This is a genomic window from Streptomyces sp. SDT5-1 (assembly GCF_052245995.1).
Classification (GTDB): Bacteria; Actinomycetota; Actinomycetes; order Streptomycetales; family Streptomycetaceae; genus Streptomyces.
Map to the genome: position 1 here is coordinate 5,505,420 of NZ_CM125963.1, position 25,113 is coordinate 5,530,532.

The following is a 25,113-nucleotide window of genomic DNA, read 5'->3' on the forward strand; positions in this document are numbered from 1 at the left end:
GGCCGGCGATCGACCGGCCCCGCCGTTCCACCCTCTTCTCCGTTTCGCAGAGAACGAGAAAGGTCAGCCACGTGACTGCCGCCGACACCAAGGCCGCCGGGCCACCGCCCCTCGCGGCGGGCACCCCGGAAGGGGATGTGCTCACCAAGGGCATCAAGGGCCCCCGTGGCCCCGGCCGCCCCCCGCGGAAGAAGGGGGCGTCGCTCCCTTACCTCCTGATCCTGCCGGCGATCGTCGCGCTGGCCGCTGTCTATGCGTACCCCCTGGTCAAGACCGTGATCATGTCCTTCCAGGACATGGGGCGCCGCGAACTGTGGACGGGGGACAGCCCGCCATGGGTCGGCTTCGACCAGTTCACCAACATCCTCGGCGACGCCGAGTTCTGGCGGGTCACCGTCCGCACGGTGGTCTTCATGGTGGTCTGCGTCGCGCTCACCATGGCGATCGGGCTGCTGATCTCCCTGCTGATGACGCGCCTGTCGACCTGGGTGCGCCTCACGCTCACCACCGCCCTGATCGCCGCCTGGTCGATGCCGCTGCTCGTCGCGTCCTCGATCTTCCGCTGGCTCGCCGACTCCGACTACGGCCTGATCAACACGCTCATCGCCAAGGTCGCCGGCGACGACTGGCTCGGCCACAACTGGTTCCTCGACCCGCTGCAGGGCTTCTCGGTCATCGCCGCACTCGTCATCTGGGGCGCCGTCCCCTTCGTCGTGATCACCCTCTACGCGGCCCTCACCCAGGTCCCCGCGGAACTGGAGGAGGCCGCCCAGCTCGACGGCGCCACCGCCTCCGGCGTCTTCCGCTTCGTCACCTGGCCGGTCATCAAGCCCGTCTTCATCATGGTCACCACGCTCTCGGTGATCTGGGACTTCAACGTCTTCGGGCAGATCTGGCTGCTGCGCGGCAACAAGCCCGAACCCGACTACGAGACCCTCGGTCTCTACTCCTTCTCCAAGGCGTTCACCTCGACGTCCTTCAGCCAGGGCACCGCGATCGCCCTGATCACCGTGCTGCTGCTCTCCGGGGTGGCCGTGTACTACCTGCGCCAGCTCATGAAGACAGGAGAGGTCGAATGAGTGCCTCCACCGCACCGGTCGAGGAGGGGCTGCGCCCCGACCTGCGCCCCGACCGCAAGAAGACAAGGCTGGGCTACAACGTCCTCGGGCTCGTCATCGCCGTCGTGATGGCCTTCCCGGTCTACTGGCTCATCATCTCGGCACTGCGCCCCAACCACGAGATCCGGTCCTACGACCAGACGCTGTGGCCCTCGTCGATCACCTTCGACAACTTCGCCCGCGCCGTGAAGCAGCCGAACTTCGGCACCGCGATCCAGTCCAGCCTCATCATCTCGATCACGGCCGTCGTCGGCGGCATGATCATCGCGACCCTCGCGGCGCTCGCCATCGGCCGCTTCCGCTTCACCGGCCGGCGCGCGCTGCTCATGGCGCTGATCCTGGTCCAGATGCTGCCGCCGACCGCGATGCTCATCCCCATCTACACCCAGCTCAACGCGATGGGCGGACTCAACGAGTACTGGGGCGTCATCGTCGTCTATCTCGTCTCCACGCTGCCCTTCGCCACGGTGATGATCCGCGGCTTCGTGGTCAACATCCCCGTGGAGCTGGAGGAGTCGGCGATGGTCGACGGCTGTACGCGCATGGCCGCGTTCCGCCGCGTCGTCTTCCCGCTGCTCGCCCCCGGCCTCGCCGCCTCCTCGATCTTCGCCCTCGTCAACGCGTGGAACGAGTACCTGTTCGCGTACATCCTGATGAACGAGGACTCGAAGTACACGCTCAACGTGTGGCTGATGACGTTCACGACCGAACGAGGCACCGACTACGGCGCGTTGATGGCCGCGTCCACGATGATCGCTCTGCCGGTGGTGGTCTTCTTCATGTTCATCCAGAAGAAGATGGCCACGGGACTCACATCCGGCGCCGTGAAGGGATAACGCACCCCGATGACAAACCGGTCGACATTGACACGCGGTACCGACACGCTGACGCGCGACGCCCTCACCGTCCTCCAGCCGGGGTTCACCGGCACATCGGCGCCGGACTGGCTGCTCAGGCGGCTGGGGGAGGGGCTCGCCTCGGTCGGCCTCTTCGGCCGCAACATCGCGACGCCCGAGCAACTGGCAGCCCTCACCGCCCAGTTGCGCGCCGAGCGCGACGACGTCCTGGTCGCCATCGACGAGGAGGGCGGCGACGTCACCCGCCTGGAGGTCCGCACCGGCTCCTCCTTCCCCGGCAACCACGCGCTCGGCGCGGTCGACGACGCGGAGCTGACGCGGGGCGTGGCCCGGGAGCTGGGCCGCCGGCTCGCCGAGTGCGGCGTCAACCTCAACTGGGCGCCGTCCGCCGACGTCAACGCCAACCCCGACAACCCGGTGATCGGCGTCCGGTCGTTCGGCGCCGACACCGCCCTCGTCGCCCGGCACACCGCCGCGTACGTCGAGGGCCTCCAGTCCGCGGGCGTCGCCGCCTGTACGAAGCACTTCCCCGGCCACGGGGACACGGCGGTCGACTCGCACCACGACGTGCCGCGCATCGACGTGGACCTGGAGACCCTGCGGGGCCGGGACCTCGCGCCGTTCCGGGCGGCCATCGCGGCGGGCTCGCGGGCCGTGATGAGCGCGCACATCCTCGTCCCGGCGCTCGACCCGGAGTTCCCGGCAACGTTGTCGCGTCGCATCCTCACCGGACTGCTCCGCGAGGAGTTCGGCTACCAGGGCCTGATCGTCACGGACGGCATGGAGATGAAGGCCATCTCCGCCACGTACGGCATCGAGCGCGGCAGCGTCCTCGCCATCGCCGCGGGTGCCGACGCGATCTGTGTGGGCGGCGGGCTCGCCGACGACGACACGGTGCTGCGGCTGCGCGACGCCCTCGTGGCGGCGGTCCGCTCGGGCGACCTGCCGGAGGAACGCCTCGCGGACGCGGCGGCGCGGGTGCGCGCGCTGTCGAAGTGGGCGACGGTTTCGGCCCGTCCCGGCACGCAGGGGAGCGACCCCGAGGTCGGCCTCGACGCGGCGCGCCGCGCGATCACGGTGACCCGGGGGGAGCAGGCGGCACCGGTCTCGGGCCCCGTGCACGTCGCGGCCTTCACGCCGGTCGCCAACATCGCGGTCGGCGACGAGACCCCCTGGGGCGTCGCAGCCGAACTCGCCCGCCTGCTGCCCGGCACCACCACCGGCTCGTACACGGGCGCCGACGCGGGCCGCGAGGCCCTGGCAGCCGCGGGGGAGCGCCGGGTGGTCGCGGTCGTCCGCGACGAGCACCGCCACCCGTGGATGGCCCGCGCCCTGGACGACCTCCTGGCCGCCCGCCCGGACACGGTGGTCGTGGAGATGGGCGTTCCGCAGGCCCCGCCGAGGGGCGCCCCGCACATCGCGACGCACGGCGCGGCACGGGTCTGCGGCGTTGCCGCGGCGGAGGCGATCGTCGGGGCCTGAATGGTCCGGGGCCCTGCCTTGGGCAATCAACGGTGCCGGTCACCCCGCTCGGGGCGACCGGCACCGTCACGTAGAGGGCGCGGAGGCCTACAGCCCCTGCCACTCCGGCTTGTTGGCGTACGTGTGCCGGAAGTAGTCCGCGAGCTTCAGCTTCGACGCGGCGGCCTCGTCCACGACCACGGTCGCGTGCGGGTGCAGCTGCAGCGCCGACGCCGGCACCACGGAGGCCACGGGACCCTCGACCGTCGCCGCCACGGCGTCCGCCTTGCCCTCGCCCGTGGCCAGCAGCACCAGGTGCCGCGCCTCCAGGATCGTGCCGATGCCCTGCGTGATCACATGCCGCGGCACCTGGCTGAGGTCCCCGTCGAAGAACCGCGCGTTGTCCTTGATCGTCTGCTCGGTCAGCGTCTTGATCCGGGTCCGCGAGGCGAGCGAGGAGCACGGCTCGTTGAACCCGATGTGCCCGTCCGTCCCGATGCCGAGCAGCTGGAGGTCCACGCCCCCGGCCTCGGCGAGCGCCCGGTCGTACGCCTCGCACGCGGCCTGCACGTCGTCGGCGCTGCCGTCGGGGCCCATGAACGACGCCTCGCCGAGCCCGAGCGGCTCGACGACCTCCCGCAGCACCGTCGCCCGGTACGACTCGGGGTGTCCGGTCGGCAGCCCCACGTACTCGTCGAGCTGGGCGATCCGGGCCTTCGACGCGTCGACCGCACCGGCGCGCACCCGCGCAGCCAGCGCCTCGTAGATGGGCAGTGGAGTCGAGCCGGTGGCCACGCCGAGCAGCGCGTCGGGCTTGCGCCGCAGCAGCTGGGCCATGGCCTCGGCGATGAGCTCGCCACCTGCCGTGGCGTCCGGAACGATCACAACTTCCACGCTGGGCCTGCCGTTCTGGTCAGAGGAGACGGGGATGACATGTGGTATAGACCAATCTAACAGAGCGCGACCGCCCCGGGCAGGGCCTTCACCACACCTCTTCGTCCATGCTCGGCGCTGCGTGCACCCTCGGCACCTCGAGACCGTGACTGAACCGATGCCGTACGGCACTCGTGCAGGGGTAGGGACGTTGAAGTGGACGTGGGGCAGCGGCGCGGCCGTCGGAGAAACCGACGAGAACAAACCTCTGCCGATGCATGGACAGGGGAGAATGGTCTAGTCCACAATGCGTAACGAAGACTTCCGCCCTCCCCGCACAGGAGGACGGACAGAGGACCCGACACTCTCTGCCCTGACCGTGTCGGATCCTCGATCGGCAGCCGGGACCGCACACCTGGAGGCCGGTGCACCTGAAGGGCTGCGGTGCCAGGGAAAGGGTTGAGGGTCCCGACCCCCGGCGCCGCGGCCCGTCGGTCTTTTCGGGGCCCCGCGCGCCGCCGGTTAAGCTCGGCTCGTGCCCTCCATGAACGATCTCGTACGCCAGCACACCGCCCTCGGTGACTCCGATCTCGAGTGGCTGCACCTGCTGGTCTCGGAGTGGCAGCTGCTCTCCGACCTCTCCTTCGCCGACCTCGTCCTGTGGGTCCCCACCCACGACGGCACGCGATACGTCTCCGTGGCCCAGATGCGGCCCAACACCGGACCCACGTCCTACCAGGACGACATGGTCGGCCACCTCGTCCCGCGCGGCCGCCGTCCCATGCTCGACGTGGCGCTCGACGAGGGCCGCATCGTGCGCGAGGGCGACCCGGAGTGGCGCGAGGAGGTGCCGGTGCGGGTGGAGTCCATCCCCGTGCGCAGGGAGGGCCGGGTCCTCGGCGTCATCGCGCGCAACACCAACCTGCTCACCGTACGCACGCCCTCGCGCCTGGAGCTGACCTATCTGCAGTCGGCGTCCGACCTGGCGCAGATGATCGCGGCGGGCACCTTCCCGTTCCCCGACCAGCAGGTCGACATGGACGCCTCGCCGCGCGCCGGCGACGGTCTGATCCGGCTCGACGCGGACGGCGTCGTGCAGTACGCCTCGCCCAACGCCCTGTCCGCGTACCACCGGTTGGGCTTCCAGGCCGACCTCGTCGGCCACCACCTCGGCACGACGACCGCCGAACTCGCCCCGTCGCGCGGCCCGGTGGACGAGGCGCTCGCCAAGGTGGCCAGCGGCTGGGCGCCGCGCGAGTTCGAGATCGAGGGCGAGGAGGGCTCGATCCAGCTGCGCGCGATCCCGCTCAAGCCCAAGGGCACCCGCATCGGTTCGCTCGTTCTGCTGCGCGACGTCACGGAACTGCGTCGCCGGGAACGCGAGTTGATCACCAAGGACGCGACCATCCGGGAGATCCACCACCGGGTGAAGAACAATCTCCAGACGGTCGCCGCGCTGCTCCGCCTCCAGGCCCGCCGCATCGGCTCGGACCGGGGCCGCGAGGCGCTGGAGGAGGCGGTCCGCCGGGTCGGCTCCATCGCGATCGTGCACGAGACGCTCTCCCAGAACCTGGACGAGCGCGTGGAGTTCGACGAGATCGCCGACCGGGTGCTCGCCATGGTGGCGGAGATCTCACCGGGTCAGGTGGCCGGCCGGCGCACCGGGCACTTCGGCATCCTGGACGCCGAGGTGGCCACCCCGCTCTCCATGGTCCTCACCGAGGTGCTCCAGAACGCGCTGGAGCACGGCTTCCGGCAGGGCGACACCGGCACGGTCGAGGTCTCGGCCGTGCGCGGCGGCACCAGCAAGGAGGCCCGCCTCCTGATCACCGTGCAGGACGACGGCGTGGGCCTGCCCGAGAACTTCGACCCCAAGCGCGCGGGGAACCTGGGCCTTCAGATCGTCCGCACCCTGGTGGAGGGGGAGCTGGGCGGCACGTTCGACATGGTGCCCGCACCGGAGCGCGGCACCCAGGTGATCCTCGACATCCCCGTACGCAGCAGCAAATAGCCGACCGGCCCCGAGCGGGGCCGAACAGCAGTGAGCCCCGGACCGTCGAACGGTTCCGGGGCTCACTGCTCGCGTTGCTCGGGTCAGATCCCGGGCTGAGCCTGGGAGAGCATCGGGGGGTACTGCGCGCTGCGGCTCGGGGGCGGGAGATGCGTACTCGATGTACGCGCCGCCGTGCTCAGGCTCGTACGGGGTGCGGGATCAGGCGGAGGCCTGACGGGCCCGGTTGCGAGCGGCGCGGCGCTTCATCGCGCGGCGCTCGTCCTCGCTGAGGCCACCCCAGACGCCGGAGTCCTGGCCGGACTCGAGCGCCCACTGCAGGCACTGCTCCATGACGGGGCAGCGGCGGCAGACGGCCTTGGCTTCCTCGATCTGCAGCAGCGCGGGACCGGTGTTGCCGATGGGGAAGAAGAGCTCGGGGTCTTCCTCGCGGCAAACGGCGTTGTGACGCCAGTCCATGGCTGCTACCTCTCCTTGGTATTACGTGCAGGTTGCTTGTGAATGTGAACGCTTTCACGAAACCCTCAACAAATGAACCGGACGAACGTCACATCTGCGACGGATGTCCGCTGCTTTGGGGAGGGGGTTCGGGCTCTCTGTGGGGCCGATGTTTCGGGCCGTCTCGAGCGCCATGTAGAGATTCGCAAACCTCGGCGGCGGATACAACCCCTTCTGGAAAGTTTTTTTTGATTCCTCGGTGTCGGCTAGGTCACAGCCGTACTTCCATGGGGTGGATGCCAGCCCAAACGTTCGAGATGAAGGACTTTAGTCCCTTCCACTCACACAATCACACGCAGTGCACGGCGTACGCCTGTGAACGTCACGCTGGTACGCAGCCCCAGGTGGTCACCGTCCATCTGAAGGGGCAGGGGCGCCTTCGAATGCAAGGTGAAGTCGGTCAGGTCGTGGAGCGTGACCGCGTTCTTGCCGTGCGGTCCGCGTTCGGGTGTCGAAGCCAGCAGCTGGGTGCCGTAACGGGCCACCGCGGGAGTCGAGAGTTTCTTGAGTCCCAGCACGTCAAGGCCGGTGTCGAAGGACGCCTGCGGCGTCGGATACAGCGGCCGGTTGCCGAGGAACGACCACGGCGAGGTGTTGCTGACTATCGAGACGACGAGATCCGTGACCGGGTCCTCGCCCGGCCGTTCGAGCGTGATCGTGCCGTGCCTGCGGTCCGCCTCGCCGAGAAACTGCCGCACCACCTGTCGCACGTACAGGGCATGCGTCGAACGCTTGCCGCGCTCCCGCTGCTGCTCGACGCGGCCGACCACGCCGGCGTCGAAGCCGAGGCCCGAGGCGAACGTGAACCAGCGCGACGGCACGCCCTCGTCCTCGGTCCCCGGAGTGCCCGAGGCGAGGCCGAGGCCCACCGTGCGCCGCCGGCCCTCGCGCAGGGCGTCCAGGAGCTGTCCTGTGGCCTCCACGGGGTGGTTCGGCAGGCCGAGGGCGCGCGCGAAGACGTTCGTGGAGCCGCCGGGGACGACGGCGAGGCCGGGCAGCCGGTCCAGGTCCGGGCCGTTGTGCAGCAGGCCGTTTACGACCTCATTGACCGTGCCGTCGCCGCCGAGGGCGACGACCAGCTCGATGTCCTTGCTCTCCGCGGCCTGCCGGCCGAGGTCGCGCGCGTGGCCCCGGTACTCCGTGGTGACGGCCTCGAGCTTCATCTCGCTCGCCAAGGCGTGGATCAGGACATCACGCGTGCGCTCGCTGGTGGTGGTTGCCGCCGGATTGACCACGAGAAGTGCACGCATGCAAGGCAGCGTACCCAGCGCCCTTGATCGCGCCCAGACCGAGGTAGGGATGAGGTAAGAGACCTCACGCGTCCCGCGCGGGGTCCGGCCTTCGGGGCGCGGGCCCACGGCGGCTACTCTGCAAAGGTGACCTCAGAGCAGAACCCCGCCCCCGAGACCTCCGAAGAAGCCGGCCCGCGCCCCGGCCGGCTGACCGCCGCTGCGGCCCTCGCCGGGCTCGAAGGGGTCGCGCTCGTCGTGGGCGGCGTCTACATGCTCGTCGCGGGCCTCGCAGGGCACCCGGACAACCCGGAGCAGGCCGCCACCGGAGGCGTCACGCTGATCGTGCTGGCGCTGCTGCCGCTGTTCGCCGCGCGCGGGCTGCTCGCCCGCAAGAGCTGGAGCCGCGGCCCCGCGATCATCACGCAGATCATGGCGCTGCCCGTCGCGTACACGCTGCTCCAGGCCGACAGCATGGCCATCGGGGGCGGCATCGCGCTCGCCGCCGTGGCGATCGCCTCCCTGGTGCTGCTCGTCAACCAGGAGACGACGCGCGCGCTGGGCATCCGCACACCCGGCTCCTCCCAGTAGCGCGCTGCGGCTCGCAAAGAAGGCGCCCGAAGCGAATCCGCTTCGGGCGCCTTCTCGCGTGCGTACGCGGCTCACTCCTCGACGAGGAGCCGGTCCCGGAGCTGGGCCAGCGTGCGGGCCAGCAGGCGGGAGACGTGCATCTGGGAGATGCCGACCTCCTGGGCGATCTGCGACTGCGTCATGTTCCCGAAGAACCGGAGCAGCAGGATGCGCTTCTCGCGCGGCGGCAGGTCCTCCAGGAGCGGCTTCAGGGACTCGCGGTACTCGACGCCCTCCAGCGCCTCGTCCTCGGCGCCCAGGGTGTCCGCGACCGCCGGGGACTCGTCGTCGGTGTCCGGGACGTCCAGGGACAGCGTGGAGTACGCGTTGGCCGACTCCAGGCCCTCCAGGACCTCCTCCTCGGAGATGGCCAGCTTCTCGGCCAGCTCGTGGACCGTGGGGGAGCGGCCGTGCAGCTGGGACAGCTCCGCCGTCGCCGTCGTCAGGGACAGGCGCAGCTCCTGGAGGCGGCGCGGCACGCGCACAGCCCAGCCCTTGTCGCGGAAGTGCCGCTTGATCTCGCCGACGACCGTCGGCGTCGCGTACGTGGAGAACTCCACGCCGCGCTCCGGGTCGAAGCGGTCGACCGACTTGATCAGGCCGATCGTCGCGACCTGCGTCAGGTCGTCGAGGGGCTCGCCGCGGTTGCGGAAGCGGCGCGCCAGGTGCTCGACCAGCGGCAGGTGCATGCGGACGAGCTGATTGCGCAGCTCCGCGTACTCCGGGCTGCCGTCCTTCAGTGTGCGCAGCTCGATGAACATCGCCCGCGCGCCGCTGCGGTCCGCCGGATCGTGCCGGCCGTGCTGCTCACCGTGTCGCTCGTGGTCGCTCATCAATCCCGCCCGTCGCGCGTCCGATCCCCCTGAGCCCCCGCGAAGTACGGCCCCCGGTGTCGGCGCTGCCTGCTCTGCCGCGTCGGCCGCCGGGGCCACCGTGTCCGCGGCGTCCTCCGGGTGTGGCCGGGCCTGCTGCTCGGGGATGCCGGTGGTCGGCCGCTGCATCCCGCCCGTGCCGTCGGCCGGGAGCTCCCGTGTGCCGCGCTTGTCGTCCCGCACCGGACCGTCCCCGTTCCTCACGTCGGGCCGGGGCCCGCGCCGCGCTTCTTGTAGAGGCTGATGGAGACGGTCTTGTCCTCGGCCACCGTGGAGTCGACCTGGCCCGCGAGGGCCGAGAGGACCGTCCATGCGAAGGTGTCCCGCTCCGGCGCCCGACCATCGGTCGTCGGCGCGGAGACCGTCACCTCCAAGGAGTCGTCGATCAGCCGGAACACGCAGCTGAGGACGGAGCCCGCCACCGCCTGCTGGAGCAGGATGGCGCAGGCCTCGTCGACAGCGATGCGCAGGTCCTCGATCTCGTCGAGGGTGAAGTCCAAACGCGCCGCGAGGCCGGCCGTGGCCGTCCGCAGCACCGACAGGTAGGCACCCGCAGCCGGGAGTCGGACTTCCACGAAGTCCTGATTTCCGGGGTCGCCTGCGATCTGGGACACCCTCACCTCCAAGGTGGTACAAGCACTTTCGGGCTCCGGAGGCGTCGTCCCCCGGGTGATGCGCCACTTATATCTGCGGTGACGCTACCGCGCGCCCGACTTTCCTGTCCCGGGGACCCCCGGCCCACTGCTGTCACTCATAGTAAGCCTACGGGTACGGACAGTGGCTAGAGGGTGTGCGGGCCCAATTGGAAAGAGCGGGCGCCGGTTTGACGTACCCAGGCGTCAGTGGATCGAACCCCGGAGGGGCGGGGATCCCTCGCGTCAGACGAGAATCGCGTCGACGAAGCACCAGCGCCAGCTCTCACCAGGCTCGAAGGTGCGCATCACCGGATGGCCGGTCTCCTCGTAGTGAGCCGTCGCATGCTTGTACGGGGACGAGTCGCAGCAGCCGACGTGACCGCAGACCAGACACAGCCGTAGTTGCACAGGGTGACTGCCGACGGCCAGGCACTCCAAGCAGGTCTCGCTCAGAGGTGCGGGCTCGGGGTGCGGCAGCGCGGCGACGTGCGAGCACTCGTTCATGATGGCCAGGTTACGTCGGGTGGCGTGGAGCAGGGCGGTGGAAGGCAGGTCATGGACGTATTGCCTCTGGTGGGACTGGTGGCCGCGAGCGCGGCCGTGGCGGGCGCGGCGCGCAGGACGCCCGTGCCCGCACCGCTCCTCCTTGTCGCGATCGGGCTCGTGGCGTCCTACGCGCCGTGGGTGCCGGAGTACGTGCTCGACCCGCACATCGTGCTGCCGCTGATCCTGCCGCCGCTGCTGCACACGGCCGCCCTGGAGAGCTCGTACCTCGACCTGCGGGCGAACATCAGACCGGTCGCGCTGCTCTCGGTGGGCTACGTCCTGTTCGCCACGCTCGCCGTCGGCTGGTTGGCGTACGAGCTGATCCCCGACCTGCCGCTGACGGCCGCGCTCGTCCTGGGGGCGGTGATCGCGCCCCCGGACGCGGTGGCGGCCACGGCGATCGCCCGGCGGGTGGGGCTGCCGTCCCGGATCACCACGATCCTCCAGGGCGAGTCCCTGGTGAACGACGCGACCGCGATCACCGCCTACAAGGTGGCGCTCGCCGCGGCCGTGGGCGAGGGCGCGAGCTGGGCGGGCGGCATCAGGGAGTTCCTGGTCGCCGCGGTCGGCGGCGTGGGGGTCGGGCTGCTCCTCATGGTGCCGCTGCACTGGCTGCGCACCCACCTCAAGGAGGCGCTGCTCCAGAACACGCTCTCGCTGCTGATCCCGTTCGTCGCGTACGCCGTCGCGGAGCAGGTCGGCGCCTCCGGGGTGCTCGCCGTCGTGACCGTGGCGCTCTACCTGGGGCACCGCTCCTGGCAGGTCGACTTCGAGACACGGCTCCAGGAGACGGCGGTGTGGAAGGTCGTCGCGTTCATCCTGGAGTCGTCGGTCTTCGCGCTCATCGGTCTCCAGCTGCGCTTCGTCCTGGAAGGGCTCGGCGAGTACAGCGTGGCGCAGGCCTTCTGGTACGCCGTCGGAGTGTTCGTCTTCGTGGTCGTGATCCGCTTCGTGTGGTCGTATCCGGCCACCTATCTGCCGTGGTGCCTGTCGTCGCGCATCCGCGAGCGGGAGAGCGACACCGACTGGAAGCGGCCGCTGATCGTGAGCTGGGCCGGGATGCGGGGCGTGGTGTCGCTCGCCATCGCGTTCTCCATCCCGCTGGTCACCGAGGACGGCGAACCGTTCCCCGGGCGCAACCTGGTGCTCTTCCTGACCTTCACGACGGTCATCGGGACCCTCGTCGTCCAGGGCCTCACGCTGCCGCCGCTCATCAAGTGGCTGAAGCTGCCCGGCCGTGACGTGCAGGCCGAGACGCTCGTCGAGGCGCAGGCCCAGAACGCCGCCTCCGTGGCCGCGGAGGAGCGCGTGGAGGAGCTGATGCGGGACCGGCGCAACTGCCTCCCCTCGCCCCTCCAGGACCGGCTGCGCACCGTTCTGGAGCGGCGCCGCAACTCGGTGTGGGAGCGGCTCGGGCAGGCCAACCCGGTGACCGGGGAGTCCGCCGACGACACGTACCGCCGGCTCGCGCGGGAGGCCATCGCGGCCGAGCGCGAGGTCTTCGTACGGATGCGGGACGAGCGGCGGATCGACGACGAGATGCTGCGGACGCTGCTGCGCAAGCTCGACCTGGAGGAGGCCGCCGCCTACCGGGAGGTCGACGGCTGAGCGTCCCCGAAGGGGGCGCCGGTGACCACCGCGGCGAGCGTCGTGCCGCGCGGGAAGGCGCCTTCCTCGGTGAGGGCGACAAGGGCGTACAGCGCTTTGGCGACATACAGGCGCTCGACGGGCACGCCGTGCCGCGCCTCGAAGTCGTCGGCGAACGCGGCGAGTTCGGCGGGCACGCGCGCGTAGCCGCCGAAATGGAAGCCGTCCGCCACGCTCCAGGAGCCCCGCGGTCCGCCGAACGCCGCCTCCTGGAGGGCGCGGACGTCGTCGGGCAGAAAGCCGCCCTTGAGGACGGCGACGCCGAGGGCGCGCTGGTCGGGGGCGAGCCCCGCAGCGAGCCCCGCGAGCGTGCCGCCCGTGCCGCAGGCCACCGCGACGACGTCCGCGCGGCCCCGCAGCTCCCGGCCGAGATCGGTGCAGCCCCGCACGGCGAGCGCGTTGCTGCCGCCTTCGGGCACCACGTACGCCCCCTCGGCGCCGACGGCTTCGAGGACGGCGGCCAGCACCTCCGGATCGCCCTTGCGTCGGTACGTCGACCTGTCGACGAAGTGCAGCCGCATCCCGTCGGCCGCGCAGCGCGCGAGGGACGGGTTGAGCGGGCGGTCGGCGAGCTCCTGGCCGCGGACGACGCCGACGGTGGGGGTGCCCAGGAGGCGGCCCGCCGCCGCGGTCGCCCGCAGATGGTTGGAGTACGCGCCTCCGAAGGTGACGATCGCCCGGCCGCGCGCCGCCTCCAGGTTCGGGACGAGCTTGCGCCACTTGTTGCCGATCAGCTCCGGATGGATCAGGTCGTCCCGCTTCAGCAGCAGCCGCACGCCGTGGCGCGCGAAGCGCTCGTCGTCGGCCTCCACGAGGGGAGACGGAAGGCGCGGGCCGGGCTGAACGGGGCGGGACACCCGGCCATTGTCGGACACCCGGCCGAGCCCCCGCCCGTCCGGCCTACTTGAGCCGGTCTCCGATGCGCTTGCGCATCGACGCCATCGTGAACCCCTTGGGGTCGATCTTCCCCGGCTGCCACTCCAGGTGGCCGATGACCGAGCGCTCCGTCCAGCCGTGGTGGCGGCAGATCGCCGCGGCCGCCTTCTCGATGGCCTCCAGCTGGGCGGCGGGCCACGGGTCGTCGCCGTCGCCGAGGTTCTCGCACTCGAAGCCGTAGAAACGGCTGTTGCCGTCCGTGTTCGCCTCGTTGTCGTGCGGCAGGGCCTTCTCCGCGATCACCGCGCGCAGCACGTCGTCGTCGCCCAGGCCCGCGTGGTTCGCCCGGCCGTAGCCGACCAGGTGGACCCGGCCGTCCTTCGTGATCACGCCGTGGCACAGCGGCCCCGGCAGGTTCGCGTGTCCGTCGCGGCAGATCCGCACCGTGCCGGCGCTGCCGGAGGTGGCGGTGTGATGGATCATCACCCCGTTCACCGGGCCCCAGGCGCCCATGTGGTTGCGGTTGTGATGCCGCCAGTCACCGACCTCGACCACCGTCAGACCCTCGTCCTTGAGGGCGTCGATGAAACTGCTCGCGGACATGGGTGGGGCCACGGCCGCCTCCTTCGCGGGAGCGACGGCCGCCGGCTGCGCACCGTCTCGTACGGTTCGCTTTTACCCGGAACCGCCGTTCAGCGACCGGTTGTTCGCATAACGTGCACAAGGTTCGCCGTGCCGGCGGCCGGGATGCTCAACTGCGCAGGAACCCGTCCCCGTTCACCGCGATGTGCGACTCGAGGGCCTGGAGCGCCCGCTGCGTCGCCTCGGGGCTGCCGCTGCCCCTGCGCTCCGCGTAGTACGCCGCGCCCAGCTGCTTCAGCAGGTCGCCGCCCGCGCGCTGCGCCTGCACCTCGTCCAGCTTCTGCTTGCCCTGCGTCAGACCGCGCTGTGCCTGCTCCTTGGCCCGGTCGAGGAAGCCCGCCATGGTGATCACCCTTCTGTTCTTTACCGTTTCCTGACCAACGCGCGCCGGGATCTTCGAGTTCCGGGGCGACAGCCGAACGGGTCGGGGCGGTCCGGAAAAGTGATCGCCTCTGCCCCGGCCGCAGGCCATCCATTCCCGCTCATTTGTGTAATGGTGCGATCGCTCTCCGTGCTGAAGGCTTGTCCTCGCAGGTCAGTTCATGATCGGGAGGGCATTGCACATGTCGGTAGGCGAAGAGGTCCGCGAGCAGACCCCCGGACCACAGAAGAGTCTGGGCACGTCCGCGGCGCGGAACCTGGCCACGACGACCAAATCCGCACCGCAGATGCAGGAGATCAGCTCCCGCTGGCTGCTGCGGACCCTGCCCTGGGTGGATGTGAAGGGCGGCACGTACCGGGTCAACCGGCGGCTGAGCTACTCGGTGGGCGACGGACGCGTCACCTTCGTGAAGACGGGCGACGACGTGCGGGTCATCCCCGCCGAGCTGGGGGAGCTGCCCGCGCTGCGCGGATTCGAGGACGAGGCCGTCCTGGGCGAGCTCGCCCAGCGGTGCACCCAGCGGGAGTTCGAGGCCGGCGAGCTGCTCGCCTCCTTCGGCAGCCGGGCCGACGAGGTCTTCCTCCTCGCGCACGGCCGCGTCGAGAAGATCGGCACGGGGCCCTACGGGGACGACGCGGTGCTCGGAGTCCTCGCCGACGGCTCGTACTTCGGCGAGCAGGCGCTGCTCGACGCGGAGAGCATCTGGGAGTACACGGCACGCGCCGCCACCCCGTGCACCGTGCTCACGCTGCCGCGCGGCGACTTCGAGCAGATCGCCGAGCGCGCCGACTCGCTGCGCGAGCACCTCCAGCGGCTGCGCGCGATCCCCGAGCAGCGGTCGAACACGTACGGAGAGAAAGCGATCGACCTCTCGGCGGGCCACGTCGGGGAGGCCGTGCTGCCCGGGACGTTCGTCGACTACGAGGCCGCGCCCCGCGAATACGAGCTGAGCGTCGCCCAGACCGTGCTGCGCATCCACACGCGCGTGGCCGACCTCTACAACCAGCCCATGAACCAGACGGAGCAGCAGCTCCGGCTCACCGTCGAGGCGTTGAAGGAGCGCCAGGAGCACGAGCTCATCAACAACCGGGAGTTCGGCCTGCTCAACAACTGCGAGTACGAGCAGCGCCTCCAGCCGCACGACGGCGTGCCGAGCCCCGACGACATGGACGAACTGCTCAGCAGGCGGCGCGGATCCAAGCTGTTCCTCGCGCACCCGAAGGCGATCGCCGCGTTCGGCCGCGAGCTCAACAAGCGGGGGCTCGTCCCCGAGAGCATCGACGTCGGCGGGACCCGCATCCCGACCTGGCGCGGTGTGCCCATCTACCCGTGCAACAAGATCCCGGTCTCGGACGCGCGGACCACGTCCATCATCTGCATGCGTACGGGGGAGGAGGACCAGGGCGTCATCGGGCTGCGGCAGTCCGGCATCCCGGACGAGATCGAGCCGAGCCTGTCGGTGCGCTTCATGGGCATCAGCGAGCAGGCGATCATCTCGTACCTCGTGTCGACGTACTACTCGGCGGCCGTCCTGGTGCCCGACGCGCTCGGAGTGCTGGAGAACGTCGAGGTGGGGCGGTGGCGGTGACGGGCCGCGCCCCGTCCGCCGTGTCCCCGTACGGCCGCGCGGGTACACCGAGGGGGTACGCGCCCACCCGCAGCGGAACCGCCACCGTCCGCACCCTTCCGGGGGTGATCCCATGACGCAGCCGGCCTATAGAGAGCAGACGCGAGTGGCAGCAGAGCCGGGCGGGCCGGTCGCGACGGAGGGGTTCGAGGCACAGGAGGCCTCGGCGATCCTCGCGCAGGCCAGGGCCGCGGTCGACCCGGAACTGCGGGGGGCCGTGGAGGCCCTGCCGGGGTCCCTGCGCCGCGTCGCGCTCTACCACTTCGGCTGGGAGCACGCCGACGGCACACCGGCCGCCGGGAACGCGGGGAAGGCCGTGCGGCCCGCCCTCGTGCTCGCGGCCGTGCGGGCCCTGGGCGGGCGGCCCGAGCGGGCGGTGCGGGCGGCGGCGGCCGTGGAGCTGACGCACAACTTCACGCTGCTGCACGACGACGTGATGGACCGGGACGCCACCCGCAGGCACCGGCCCACCGCATGGACCGTGTTCGGGGACGCCGCGGCGATCCTCACGGGCGACGCGATACAGGCGCAGGCCCAGCGGATGCTCGCCGCGGACGGCCACCGGGCGGCGTCCGAGGCGGCGTCCCGGCTCGCGGCCTGCGTGGTCGAGCTGTGCGAGGGGCAGGCCGTGGACGTGGCCCTCGAGGGGCGGGATCCGTCCGAGGTGACCCTTCCGGAGACGCTGTCCATGGCGGAGGCCAAGACCGGGGCGCTGCTCGGCTGTGCCTGCGCGGTGGGCGGTCTGTACGCGGGGGCGGGCGAGGAGGAGGTCGAGGCGCTCGACGCGTTCGGGCGGTGCGCCGGCCTCGCGTTCCAGCTGATCGACGACGTGATCGGGATCTGGGGCGACCCGGCCCGCACCGGCAAGCCGGCCTGCGCGGACCTGGCCGTGCGCAAGAAGTCCCTGCCCGTCGTCGCCGCGCTCGCGTCCGGCGGGGCGGCGGCGGAGGAACTGGCGGCGCTGTACGGGCCGCCGGGGCCGGGAAAGGAAGGAGTGGAGGAACTGGAGCGGATCGCGTCGGCCGTGGAGCGGGCCGGTGGCCGGGACTGGGCGCAGGCCCAGGCGGCGGACCACATGTCGCGGGCGGTGGACCGGCTCTCCGAGGCGGTGCCCGCACCGGAGGCGGCGGGCGGCCTGCTGTCCCTGGCGGAGTTCGTCACCCGCCGCGGCTACTGAGGCCTCGGCCCACTGCGGGCCCCGGGGAGCCGTGATGGTCCACGGCTCCCCGGGGCCCGCCCCGCGCTCCCGCACGTGATCGCCTAGGCTGCCAACGGCCGTGCAGGGACAGCTTGTTGGGTGAGGGGAGCGGGGATGGGTGTGGCGATCAGGCGCGCCGTCGACGGCGATCGGGATCTTGTCGTGCGGGTGCTGGACGAGGCGTTCGTGGCGGATCCCGTGAGCTGCTGGGTGTTTCCGGGGGAGCGGCAGCGGCGGGAGCGGCACTCCGGGCTCATGGGAGTGTTCACCGACGCGACGCTGGCCGAGGGGTTCGTGGACCTCGCCGAGGACGGTTCGGCGGTCGCGCTGTGGATGGACGTGCCGGCCGAGCCGGAGGACGAGGGCGAGGAGGACGTGCCGGCGCAGGTGCGGGCGGCCGTCGACCCCGAGAACGTACGGGTGGAGCAGATCGCGCGGTGGACGTCGCAGGCGCACCCCACGGGCCGGGCGCACGCCTACCTGTGGATGATCGGCGTGACGCCCGGGCGGCAGGGCCAGGGCCTGGGGACCGAGCTGATGGCGCCGGTGCTCGAGCGCTGCGACCGCGAGGGGCTGCCGGCCTACCTGGAGGCCAGCAACCGGCGCAGCCGCGAGCTGTACGAGCGGCTCGGTTTCGTATTCACCGGCACGGCGATCGACCTGCCGGGCGGGCCGTCGATGTGGCCCATGTGGCGGGAGCCGCAGTCCGGTTGAGCGGGCCCGGAGGTCAGGCGTCGGGGAAGCTCGCGAAGTAGGCCGCCGCCATGTCCTCCGCGCCGTGCCCCTGCTCGGAGGCGCGGCGCAAGCGGTCGCGGCCCGCCGCCACCGCGTCGACGCGGACGCCCGCGCGCTCGGCGGCCTCGAGCACGAGGCGCGCGTCCTTCGCCGCGTTGTCCACGGAGAAGCTGGGCGTGAGGTCGCCGCCGATGAGGGCGGCGGACTTGTTCTGGAAGTACCCGCTGTCCAGCGGACCGCCGGTGATGGCGTCGACGAGGTCGGCCGCCTCCACGCCGAGCCCGCGCGCCAGGGCGAGCGCCTCGCCGACGCCCGTCGTCAGGGTGATGACCCAGGAGTTGAGGGCGAGCTTGAGGCGGCTTGCCGCGCCCGGCATGCCGTCGCCGACCCACTTCGTGCGGGAGCCGATGGCGTCGAAGAGCGGCTGGACGGTCTCCCGCGTGTTCTCCGCGCCGGCCGCGAGCACGATCAGCTTGCCCTGCTCGGCGGGCTCCCGGGTGCCGAGGACAGGCGCGTCGACCATGAGGAGCCCGGCCCTGGCCGCGTACTCGGCGAGCTCGTCGATGTCCTCGCCCACGGTCCCGGCCTGCACCCACACCGTGCCCGGCTTCGGCATCGCGTCCCGTACGACGTCGAGGGTGCGCGGCCCGTCGGTCAGGACGGTCACGACGACATCGGCGTCCCTGACCGCGTCGGACGCGCTGTCCGCGACCGCGACCCCGTCGGCGGCCAGCGGCTCGGCCTTCGCGCGGGTCCGGTTCCAGGCCCGGACGGTGAACCCGGCGCGGGCCAGATTGCGGGTGATCGGCGCGCCGATCGTCCCGGTGCCGAGCACGGCGACGACGGGGCGGGCGGACGGGTCGGTGGTGCTCATGAGCGAACTCCCTGCGTGGGCGGTGTCCTCCTGCGGTGTCCCCTCAGACGCTAGCCCGGGATGCCGGCGCGTACCGAGGCGGCCATCGCGGTCACGAATGCCTCCCGCGTCGCCTCGTCCACCAGGTCGAGCGAGAGATACGGATTGAGGTCCTCCAGCTCCACGAGGAGCAGCTCGCCCTCCGGGGTGCGGCAGGCGTCGACCCGCTGGATGCCGTGCGGCAGCGTGTTCCACTCGACGAAGGAGCGGGCGAACGCGCGGTCGGCGGGCGTCGGTTCGTACGGCCGCAGCTCCCAGCGGCGCGCGGGATCGGGCGCGTACAGGGCGTACATCAGCTGGTCGTCGACGAAGTAGAACGAGACCTCGTACTGGAAGTCGATGCGCGGCTGCACCAGGAGGCCGCCGTCGCCGAACGGGAGTCCGGGCAGCTCGGCGGCCGGGACGAAGCGCAGGCCCACCGAGTCGGCGCCCAGCTTCGGCTTCGCCACGTACGTGTCGGCCCCCGGCAGCCGGTCGAGGTCGGCGGCCCGGTCGACCGTCGGGATCACCGGGTATCCGGCCTCGGTCAGATCGAGCAGGTACTGCTTGCCCGCCATGTCGGCGCGCCCGGTCAGCGGGTTGTAGACGTTCGTGCCGCGCTCCAGGGCCCGCGCGCGGAACGCCTCGTACGCCTCCTGGTAGCCGAGCACCGGGCCGCTGTTGCGGACCACGACGGCGTCGAAGCCGTCCATGAGCGCGGCGGCGTCCAGCGGATGGCACAGGGCGAGGTCGAAGGAGGATCGCAGCCGGGACGTGAGGTGGATGTCCTCGTCGCAGTACCGGCGCCCCTTGGCGGGGTACGCGAGATCGGTGACGTAGAGGACGCGGGGACGCGGTGACAAGGAAATGACTCCTGATGGTGCCAAAGGGTGACGCGGGGGAGCGGAGGAGGTGCGGGGGATGCCGAAGGGGCCCGGCCGAGCGGCAGTGCCGTTCGGCCGGGCCCCTTCAGAGGTTCACGGACCCGCGGGGGTGCACCGCCCGCCGGTCGTCGGTGTGAACAGGGCCTGGGTCAGGCCTTCTTGGTCTCCCAGAAGATCTTGTCGATCTGGGCGATGTAGTCCAGCGCCTTCTGGCCCGTGGCCGGGTCGGACGAGCCCTTGGCGGCCGAGAGGGCCTTCAGGGTGTCGTTGACCAGCTGGTGCAGCTCCGGGTACTTCTCGAAGTGCGGGGGCTTGAAGTAGTCGCTCCAGAGCACCGAGACGTGGTGCTTGGCGAGCTCGGCGCGCTGCTCCTTGATGCCGATGGCACGCGTCTGGAACTGCGGGTCGTCGTTGCCGGCCATCTTCTCCTGGACGGCCTTGACCGACTCGGCCTCGATGCGGGCCTGGGCCGGGTCGTACACGCCGCAGGGGAGGTCGCAGTGAGCGCTGGCCTTCACCTTGGGGGCGAACAGGCGGGAAAGCATGGAGCTGTTCCTTCCTCGTGATCGTCTTCTCGGGTGCGACATTACTCCGTGAGGAACGGCTTTTCTCGGGTGCCCCCGGCGGCTTAGGACAAAAGTCCGGGGCAAGACTGGGACTGGTGGAGGATGGAACCGTCAAGGCACCGGGCCGACGGGTCGGCGGGAGCAGCGGTGGGAACCGGGGAGGTTGTCTGATGCCCGAGGCGATCGAGGAGATGCGCGAGGCGAAGGTGCCGTTTCAGATCATTGAGGTGGAGGGCCCTTCGATGGTCCCCACGCTGTATCCCGGTGACTGGATGCTGGTGCAGCACGGCGCGCGGGTGCGGGCGGGCGACGTGATCGTGTTGCGCCATCCCTTCCAGCAGGATCTGCTGGTGGTGAAGCGGATCGCCGAGCGCCGCGAGGGCGGCTGGTGGGTGCTCGGCGACAACCCGGGCGCCGGCGGCGACAGCACGGTGTACGGGGTGGTGCCCGACGAGCTGGTGCTCGCGAAGGTGCGCGGCCGGCTGCGGCGCCGCAAGCCGTGGGTCGAGGGCGAGTGTCAGCGCTCGGTGACGGCCGTGCTGTCCTGGGTGTTCTCCGCGGTGCGTCCCGTGCTCTCGGACCGCTCGGGCCGGTCCGCCTCCAGGCGCTTGCGGGCGCGGTAGGCCGCGACGTTGGCGCGGGTCGCGCAGCGGTCGGAGCAGTAGCGCCGGGAGCGGTTGGTGGAGGTGTCCAGGTACGCGTTGCGGCAGGGCAGCGCCTCGCAGACGCCGAGGCGGTCGACGCCGTACTCGGTGAGATGGAAGGCGAGACCCATCGCGGCGATCGCGGCGTAGCCCGCCGTCGCGTTCGACGGGTGGTCGGACAGGTGCAGGTGCCACAGCGGGCGGCCGTCGTCGTCGCGGTGGTTGTGCCCGGAGATCTGCGGGCTCACCGGGAACTCCAGGAGCAGCGAGTTCAGCAGGTTCACCGCCAGCTCCTCGTCGCCGGAGTCCGCGGCCTCGAACACGGCGCGCAGCCGCCCCCGTACGCCCCTGAAGCGCGTCACGTCGGCGTCGGTGGCGCGGCGGGCCGCGTCCTTGCTGGCGCCGAAGAGGTCCCGCACCGCCTCCACCGACGTCAGGGTGTCCTTGCCGCGCGCCGGCTCCTCGGTGTTGACGAGGCGCACGGCGTAGTCCGAGTAATAGGCCAGTTCCACTTGTAGTCCTTACCGGGGCGCTCTATCGTCGTGTCGGGCGAGGGTAATACTCGCTCGTGCCTTAAGGGTATTACGGGAGGGTTCATGTCCGAGACCGCCGCCACCACTCGTACCACCGACTGGCGGGCCTGGCAGGAGAGCTGGGACCGGCAGCAGGAGTACTTCATGCCGGACCGCGAGGAGCGGTTCCGGGTCATGCTCGACATGGTCGAGGCGTTCGTCGGGTCCGCGCCCCGCGTGCTCGACCTCGCCTGCGGCACCGGGAGCATCACCGACCGGCTGCTGCGGCGCTTTCCGGGCGCCACGAGCGTCGGCGTCGACCTCGATCCGGCGCTGCTCGCCATCGCGCGCGGCACGTTCGAGGGGGACGAGCGGGCGACGTTCGTGACCGCCGACCTCAAGGACCCGCACTGGACGAAGGCGCTGCCGCACGACTCGTACGACGCCGTGCTCACCGCCACCGCGCTGCACTGGCTGCACTCCGAACCCCTCGCGACGCTCTACGGTCAGGTCGCCGGGCTCGTGCGCGACGGCGGCGTCTTCATGAACGCGGACCACATGATCGACCGGACGACGCCGCGGATCAACGCCGCGGAGCGGGAGCTGCGGCACGCACGGATGGCCGAGGCGAAGGCCTCCGGCGCGGTGGACTGGGCGCAGTGGTGGCAGCTGGCCGCCGCGGATCCGGCGCTGGCCGGGCCGACCGCCGAGCGGTTCGAGATCTACGGGGAGCACGCGGACGGGGACACGCCGTCGGCGGCCTGGCACGCGGAGGCGCTCCGCGCGGGTGGCTTCGGGGAGGCACGGGTCGTGTGGGCCTCGCCGTCCGATGCGACGGTCCTGGGCGTGAAGTAAGCCCCCGCGGCGACGGCGGCGTGGTCGCGGGGCGCTGCCCCGGACCCCGCCGCTCGATCGCCGCAGGGGCTCTCCGTACTGCGCGACGTGCTTACAGGACCTTCGACAGGAACGACTGGGTGCGTTCCTGCTGCGGGTTGGTCAGGACCTCGCGCGGGTCGCCGGCCTCGACCACCACCCCGTCGTCCATGAAGACCAGGCTGTCGCCGACCTCGCGGGCGAAGCCCATCTCGTGCGTGACGACGATCATCGTCATGCCGGTCTCCGCCAGGTCCCGCATGACGTCGAGGACCTCGCCGACCAGCTCGGGGTCGAGCGCCGACGTCGGCTCGTCGAACAGCATCAGCTTCGGCTCCATCGCCAGCGCGCGGGCGATGGCGACGCGCTGCTGCTGGCCGCCGGAGAGCTGCGAGGGGTAGTTGCCCGACTTGTCGGCGAGGCCGACGCGGTCGAGCAGCTCCTGGGCCCGCTTGCGGGCCTCGGCCTTCGACTGCTTCTTGACCTGGACCGGCGCCTCCATGACGTTCTCGAGTGCCGTCATGTGCGGGAACAGGTTGAAGCGCTGGAAGACCATGCCGATGTCGCGGCGCTGGAGCGCGACCTCCCGGTCCCGCAGCTCGTACAGCTTGTCGCCCTGCTGCCGGTAGCCGACCAGGCTGCCGTCGACGTAGAGCCGACCGGCGTTGATCTTCTCCAGGTGGTTGATGCAGCGCAGGAACGTCGACTTTCCGGAGCCGGAGGGGCCGATGAGGCAGAACACCTCGCCCTGCTTGACCTCCAGGTCGATGCCCTTGAGGACCTCTACGTGGCCGAAGGACTTGTGGACCTGTTCGGCCTTGACCATGACGGTGCCGGTCATGCCATGCCTCCGTTCGGGCGGCCCAGGGAGAACAGGCTTCCGCGGACCTTCTGCCAGGGCGTGGGCGCCAGTTGGCGGCTCGTGCCGCGGGCGTAGTGCCGCTCGATGTAGTACTGGCCGACGCTGAGGATCGAAGTCATGATCAGGTACCAGGCGGCGGCGAGGAAGTAGAGCTCCACCGGCGAGCCGGACTGCTGGCCGATGTCCTGAGCGGCCCGGAACAGCTCCACGAACTGCACCATCGACACCAGCGACGTCGTCTTCAGCATGTTGATGACTTCGTTGCCCGTCGGCGGCACGATGACGCGCATCGCCTGCGGGATGATCACGCGGCGCAACGTCTTGCCGTGGCTCATGCCGAGCGCGTGCGAGGCCTCGGTCTGACCCTCGTCGACCGACTGGAGACCGGCGCGGCAGATCTCCGCCATGTACGCGGCCTCGTTGAGACCGAAGCCGAGCAGCGCCGTCAGGAACGGCGTCATGAAGGACGACCAGTAGTCCTTGTAGATCGGCCCGAGGTTGATGTACTCGAAGACCAGGCCCAGGTTGAACCAGATGAACAGCTGCACCAGGACCGGGGTGCCGCGGAAGAACCAGATGTAGAACCAGGCGATGGAGCTGGTCACCGGGTTCTTCGACAGCCGCATGACGGCGAGCAGGATGCCGCCGACGATGCCGATCACCATCGCGAGGACGGTGAGCAGCAGGGTCTTCAACGCGCCGGTGATGATCCGGTCGTCGAAGAAGAAGTCCGGGACGGTGCCCCAGTTGATCTTGCCCTGGCCGAAGGCGTACACGATGAGGGCCAGAACGGCGACGGCGATGAACGCCGAGAGATACCGCCCGTAGTGCCGCACCGGGATGGCCTTGATGGCTTCCGGGCGGGCCGCGGGCGGCGGCGTGTCCTGGGGGCCGCCGCCCGTCTTGTCTATGTCAACAGACACGGATGTTGCCTTTCACGACGTCGCGGACGTCCATGACGTGTGCCGCGCGGTCAATGACGTGGAACGCGCGGTCACTTGCCGCCGTTGAGGGTCGCCGACTTCACGGCACCCGCCTCGACGCCCCACTTGGCGATGACCTTGTCGTACTCGCCGTTCTTGATGATCGCGTCGAGCGCGGCCTTGATCGCGTCCCGCAGCTGCTTCTGGTCCTTGGAGACCGCGATGCCGTACGGGGCGGCCTCGACCTGGTCGCCGACGAGCTGGAAGTCCTTGCCGCCGCCCGAGGTCTTCACCGCGTACGCGGCGACCGGGAAGTCGGAGGAGCCGGCGTCCGCGCCGCCGGAGCGCAGGCGGGTCTGGGCCTGCTGGTCGTCGTCGAAGGACTGGATGCCGAGCTTCTTGCCGGAGGGGCACTTCTTGGCCTGCGACTTCGCGAGGTCGTGGGAGACCGTGCCGCGCTGCACGACGATCTTCTTGCCGCAGAGGTCGTCCCAGGTCTTGATGCCCTGGGTCTTGCCCTTCGGGGTGTAGATCGAGACGCCGGCGTTGAAGTAGTCGACGAAGTCGACGCCGTCGCCGACCTTCTTGCCGGTGTCGGAGTCGATGCCGTTCTGCCGGTCCTTGGTGTCGGTCATGGCCGACATGGCGATGTCGTAGCGGTTCGACTTCAGGCCGGTGACCAGGGTGTCGAACGTGGCGTTCTGGAACTGGAAGTCCACGCCGAGCTGCTTGCCCATCGCCTTCGCGAGGTCGGGGTCGATACCGATCGCCTTGCCGGACTTGTCCTTGAACTCGACGGGCGCGTACGCGATGTCCGAACCGACCCGGACGACACCCTTGTCGCGGATCTCCTTGGGGAGCTTGTCCGCGAGCGGGGCGGACTTGGAGGTCTTGGAGCCGCCGTCGGACTTCGTCTGGTCACCGCAGCCGGTCAGCAGCAGCGTGCCGGCGACCGCGATGGCGCCGACCGCTGCTATCCGGGACTTCGCGGACTTCGCGGTGGGGCGCTGGGTGGTGCTTGCGGTCATGGTTGGTTCCTCCGGCCGGGTGTGGGAGTTGCCGTGCTGGTCGCCTTGGCACACACCTTCGGGTGTCGCGACCTCGTGTGATGAGGCATCTT

At 70.7% G+C, this 25,113-nt stretch carries 27 protein-coding genes; 11 read left to right on the top strand and 16 right to left on the bottom strand.

Annotated features, from left to right (window positions below; genetic code table 11):
• Window positions 1-71 precede the first annotated feature (71 nt).
• From ACTWJ8_RS25525 to ACTWJ8_RS25535, 3 genes are read left to right on the top strand one after another with little or no spacing between them, the layout of a single operon-like run.
• Entirely contained in the window at window positions 72-1,079 is a 1,008-nt protein-coding gene (locus ACTWJ8_RS25525) for a carbohydrate ABC transporter permease (protein ID WP_356374029.1), read from the top strand.
• Entirely contained in the window at window positions 1,076-1,954 is an 879-nt protein-coding gene (locus ACTWJ8_RS25530) for a carbohydrate ABC transporter permease (protein WP_356374028.1), read from the top strand. Before ACTWJ8_RS25525 ends, ACTWJ8_RS25530 begins: the two co-directional genes overlap by 4 nt.
• Before the next feature lie 9 nt (window positions 1,955-1,963).
• Window positions 1,964-3,457 (top strand): glycoside hydrolase family 3 protein, encoded by a 1,494-nt coding sequence (locus ACTWJ8_RS25535; RefSeq protein ID WP_443260370.1) that lies wholly within the window; start codon window positions 1,964-1,966, stop codon window positions 3,455-3,457.
• Window positions 3,458-3,544: 87 nt separating this feature from the next.
• Here ACTWJ8_RS25535 and nagB read toward each other — a convergent pair whose 3' ends face one another.
• The gene (gene nagB, locus ACTWJ8_RS25540; RefSeq protein ID WP_356374026.1) at window positions 3,545-4,330 is read right to left on the bottom strand and encodes a glucosamine-6-phosphate deaminase; all 786 of its coding nucleotides are present in this window, start codon (window positions 4,328-4,330) and stop codon (window positions 3,545-3,547) included.
• Between the two features lie 523 nt (window positions 4,331-4,853).
• Here nagB and ACTWJ8_RS25545 point away from each other — a divergent pair.
• The gene (locus ACTWJ8_RS25545; protein ID WP_443264990.1) at window positions 4,854-6,320 is read left to right on the top strand and encodes a sensor histidine kinase; all 1,467 of its coding nucleotides are present in this window, start codon (window positions 4,854-4,856) and stop codon (window positions 6,318-6,320) included.
• A gap of 201 nt (window positions 6,321-6,521) precedes the next feature.
• Here the strand turns inward: ACTWJ8_RS25545 and ACTWJ8_RS25550 are convergent, their stop codons facing one another.
• Both ACTWJ8_RS25550 and ACTWJ8_RS25555 read right to left on the bottom strand, forming a co-directional pair.
• A complete protein-coding gene (locus ACTWJ8_RS25550; protein WP_016639615.1) occupies window positions 6,522-6,779 on the bottom strand; it encodes a WhiB family transcriptional regulator in 258 nt (85 codons plus the stop codon).
• Between the two features lie 320 nt (window positions 6,780-7,099).
• Window positions 7,100-8,068: a diacylglycerol/lipid kinase family protein gene (locus tag ACTWJ8_RS25555; protein ID WP_356374025.1), complete on the bottom strand. Its 969-nt coding sequence runs from the start codon at window positions 8,066-8,068 to the stop codon at window positions 7,100-7,102.
• 126 nt (window positions 8,069-8,194) lie between these two features.
• Here ACTWJ8_RS25555 and ACTWJ8_RS25560 point away from each other — a divergent pair, with 126 nt between their 5' ends.
• Complete coding sequence (locus ACTWJ8_RS25560) at window positions 8,195-8,638, top strand: hypothetical protein (protein ID WP_356374024.1); 444 nt, start codon at window positions 8,195-8,197, stop codon at window positions 8,636-8,638.
• Between the two features lie 71 nt (window positions 8,639-8,709).
• On the opposite strand, the gene ACTWJ8_RS25565 is transcribed toward ACTWJ8_RS25560, so the two are convergent.
• From ACTWJ8_RS25565 to ACTWJ8_RS25575, 3 genes are all read right to left on the bottom strand, one after another.
• On the bottom strand, window positions 8,710-9,732 hold the full coding sequence (locus ACTWJ8_RS25565) for an RNA polymerase sigma factor SigF (protein ID WP_443260371.1): 1,023 nt from the start codon (window positions 9,730-9,732) through the stop codon (window positions 8,710-8,712).
• Window positions 9,733-9,749: 17 nt separating this feature from the next.
• Entirely contained in the window at window positions 9,750-10,163 is a 414-nt protein-coding gene (locus ACTWJ8_RS25570) for an anti-sigma regulatory factor (RefSeq protein ID WP_356374022.1), read from the bottom strand.
• A 264-nt stretch (window positions 10,164-10,427) separates the two neighbouring features.
• Window positions 10,428-10,688 (bottom strand): UBP-type zinc finger domain-containing protein, encoded by a 261-nt coding sequence (locus ACTWJ8_RS25575; protein WP_356374021.1) that lies wholly within the window; start codon window positions 10,686-10,688, stop codon window positions 10,428-10,430.
• 51 nt (window positions 10,689-10,739) lie between these two features.
• Here ACTWJ8_RS25575 and ACTWJ8_RS25580 point away from each other — a divergent pair, with 51 nt between their 5' ends.
• A complete protein-coding gene (locus tag ACTWJ8_RS25580) occupies window positions 10,740-12,338 on the top strand; it encodes a Na+/H+ antiporter (protein WP_443260372.1) in 1,599 nt (532 codons plus the stop codon).
• On the opposite strand, the gene ACTWJ8_RS25585 is transcribed toward ACTWJ8_RS25580, so the two are convergent.
• The 3 genes from ACTWJ8_RS25585 to ACTWJ8_RS25595 all read right to left on the bottom strand — a co-directional run bounded on the left by ACTWJ8_RS25585 (window position 12,317) and on the right by ACTWJ8_RS25595 (window position 14,238).
• The gene (locus tag ACTWJ8_RS25585; RefSeq protein WP_443260374.1) at window positions 12,317-13,234 is read right to left on the bottom strand and encodes a 1-aminocyclopropane-1-carboxylate deaminase/D-cysteine desulfhydrase; all 918 of its coding nucleotides are present in this window, start codon (window positions 13,232-13,234) and stop codon (window positions 12,317-12,319) included. The genes ACTWJ8_RS25580 and ACTWJ8_RS25585 overlap by 22 nt on opposite strands.
• Window positions 13,235-13,277: 43 nt before the next feature.
• Window positions 13,278-13,868, bottom strand: coding sequence for an N-acetylmuramoyl-L-alanine amidase (locus ACTWJ8_RS25590; RefSeq protein WP_356374018.1), 591 nt, complete (start codon window positions 13,866-13,868; stop codon window positions 13,278-13,280).
• A 136-nt stretch (window positions 13,869-14,004) separates the two neighbouring features.
• The gene (locus tag ACTWJ8_RS25595) at window positions 14,005-14,238 is read right to left on the bottom strand and encodes a hypothetical protein (RefSeq protein ID WP_356375863.1); all 234 of its coding nucleotides are present in this window, start codon (window positions 14,236-14,238) and stop codon (window positions 14,005-14,007) included.
• A 220-nt stretch (window positions 14,239-14,458) separates the two neighbouring features.
• Here ACTWJ8_RS25595 and ACTWJ8_RS25600 point away from each other — a divergent pair, with 220 nt between their 5' ends.
• The 3 genes from ACTWJ8_RS25600 (at window position 14,459) to ACTWJ8_RS25610 (ending at window position 17,816) form a co-directional block, all read left to right on the top strand.
• Window positions 14,459-15,865 (top strand): family 2B encapsulin nanocompartment shell protein, encoded by a 1,407-nt coding sequence (locus ACTWJ8_RS25600; protein ID WP_443260375.1) that lies wholly within the window; start codon window positions 14,459-14,461, stop codon window positions 15,863-15,865.
• A 112-nt stretch (window positions 15,866-15,977) separates the two neighbouring features.
• Window positions 15,978-17,081, top strand: coding sequence for a family 2 encapsulin nanocompartment cargo protein polyprenyl transferase (locus ACTWJ8_RS25605; RefSeq protein ID WP_356374016.1), 1,104 nt, complete (start codon window positions 15,978-15,980; stop codon window positions 17,079-17,081).
• A 135-nt stretch (window positions 17,082-17,216) separates the two neighbouring features.
• A complete protein-coding gene (locus tag ACTWJ8_RS25610) occupies window positions 17,217-17,816 on the top strand; it encodes a GNAT family N-acetyltransferase (RefSeq protein WP_443260376.1) in 600 nt (199 codons plus the stop codon).
• 13 nt (window positions 17,817-17,829) lie between these two features.
• Here the strand turns inward: ACTWJ8_RS25610 and ACTWJ8_RS25615 are convergent, their stop codons facing one another.
• The 3 genes from ACTWJ8_RS25615 to sodN form a co-directional block, all read right to left on the bottom strand.
• A complete protein-coding gene (locus ACTWJ8_RS25615; protein ID WP_356374014.1) occupies window positions 17,830-18,711 on the bottom strand; it encodes an NAD(P)-dependent oxidoreductase in 882 nt (293 codons plus the stop codon).
• 50 nt (window positions 18,712-18,761) lie between these two features.
• Window positions 18,762-19,598 carry a hypothetical protein gene (locus ACTWJ8_RS25620; RefSeq protein ID WP_356375860.1) on the bottom strand — a complete coding sequence of 279 codons (837 nt, stop codon included), beginning with the start codon at window positions 19,596-19,598 and terminating at the stop codon, window positions 18,762-18,764.
• A 164-nt stretch (window positions 19,599-19,762) separates the two neighbouring features.
• The gene (gene sodN, locus ACTWJ8_RS25625) at window positions 19,763-20,158 is read right to left on the bottom strand and encodes a superoxide dismutase, Ni (protein WP_306323441.1); all 396 of its coding nucleotides are present in this window, start codon (window positions 20,156-20,158) and stop codon (window positions 19,763-19,765) included.
• 191 nt (window positions 20,159-20,349) lie between these two features.
• Between sodN and sodX the strand changes: the two genes are divergently transcribed.
• Window positions 20,350-20,802 carry a nickel-type superoxide dismutase maturation protease gene (gene sodX / locus ACTWJ8_RS25630; RefSeq protein ID WP_356374013.1) on the top strand — a complete coding sequence of 151 codons (453 nt, stop codon included), beginning with the start codon at window positions 20,350-20,352 and terminating at the stop codon, window positions 20,800-20,802.
• Here the strand turns inward: sodX and ACTWJ8_RS25635 are convergent.
• Window positions 20,697-21,335 (bottom strand): CGNR zinc finger domain-containing protein, encoded by a 639-nt coding sequence (locus ACTWJ8_RS25635; RefSeq protein WP_356374012.1) that lies wholly within the window; start codon window positions 21,333-21,335, stop codon window positions 20,697-20,699. The two genes, sodX and ACTWJ8_RS25635, sit on opposite strands and share 106 nt — an antisense overlap.
• Before the next feature lie 84 nt (window positions 21,336-21,419).
• Here ACTWJ8_RS25635 and ACTWJ8_RS25640 point away from each other — a divergent pair, with 84 nt between their 5' ends.
• Entirely contained in the window at window positions 21,420-22,190 is a 771-nt protein-coding gene (locus tag ACTWJ8_RS25640) for a class I SAM-dependent methyltransferase (RefSeq protein WP_443260377.1), read from the top strand.
• 91 nt (window positions 22,191-22,281) lie between these two features.
• On the opposite strand, the gene ACTWJ8_RS25645 is transcribed toward ACTWJ8_RS25640, so the two are convergent.
• From ACTWJ8_RS25645 to ACTWJ8_RS25655, 3 genes are all read right to left on the bottom strand, one after another.
• Entirely contained in the window at window positions 22,282-23,034 is a 753-nt protein-coding gene (locus ACTWJ8_RS25645) for an amino acid ABC transporter ATP-binding protein (RefSeq protein WP_356375857.1), read from the bottom strand.
• Between the two features lie 11 nt (window positions 23,035-23,045).
• Entirely contained in the window at window positions 23,046-23,993 is a 948-nt protein-coding gene (locus ACTWJ8_RS25650; RefSeq protein WP_443260378.1) for an amino acid ABC transporter permease, read from the bottom strand.
• A 71-nt stretch (window positions 23,994-24,064) separates the two neighbouring features.
• A complete protein-coding gene (locus ACTWJ8_RS25655; protein ID WP_356374009.1) occupies window positions 24,065-25,021 on the bottom strand; it encodes an ABC transporter substrate-binding protein in 957 nt (318 codons plus the stop codon).
• Window positions 25,022-25,113 lie beyond the last annotated feature (92 nt).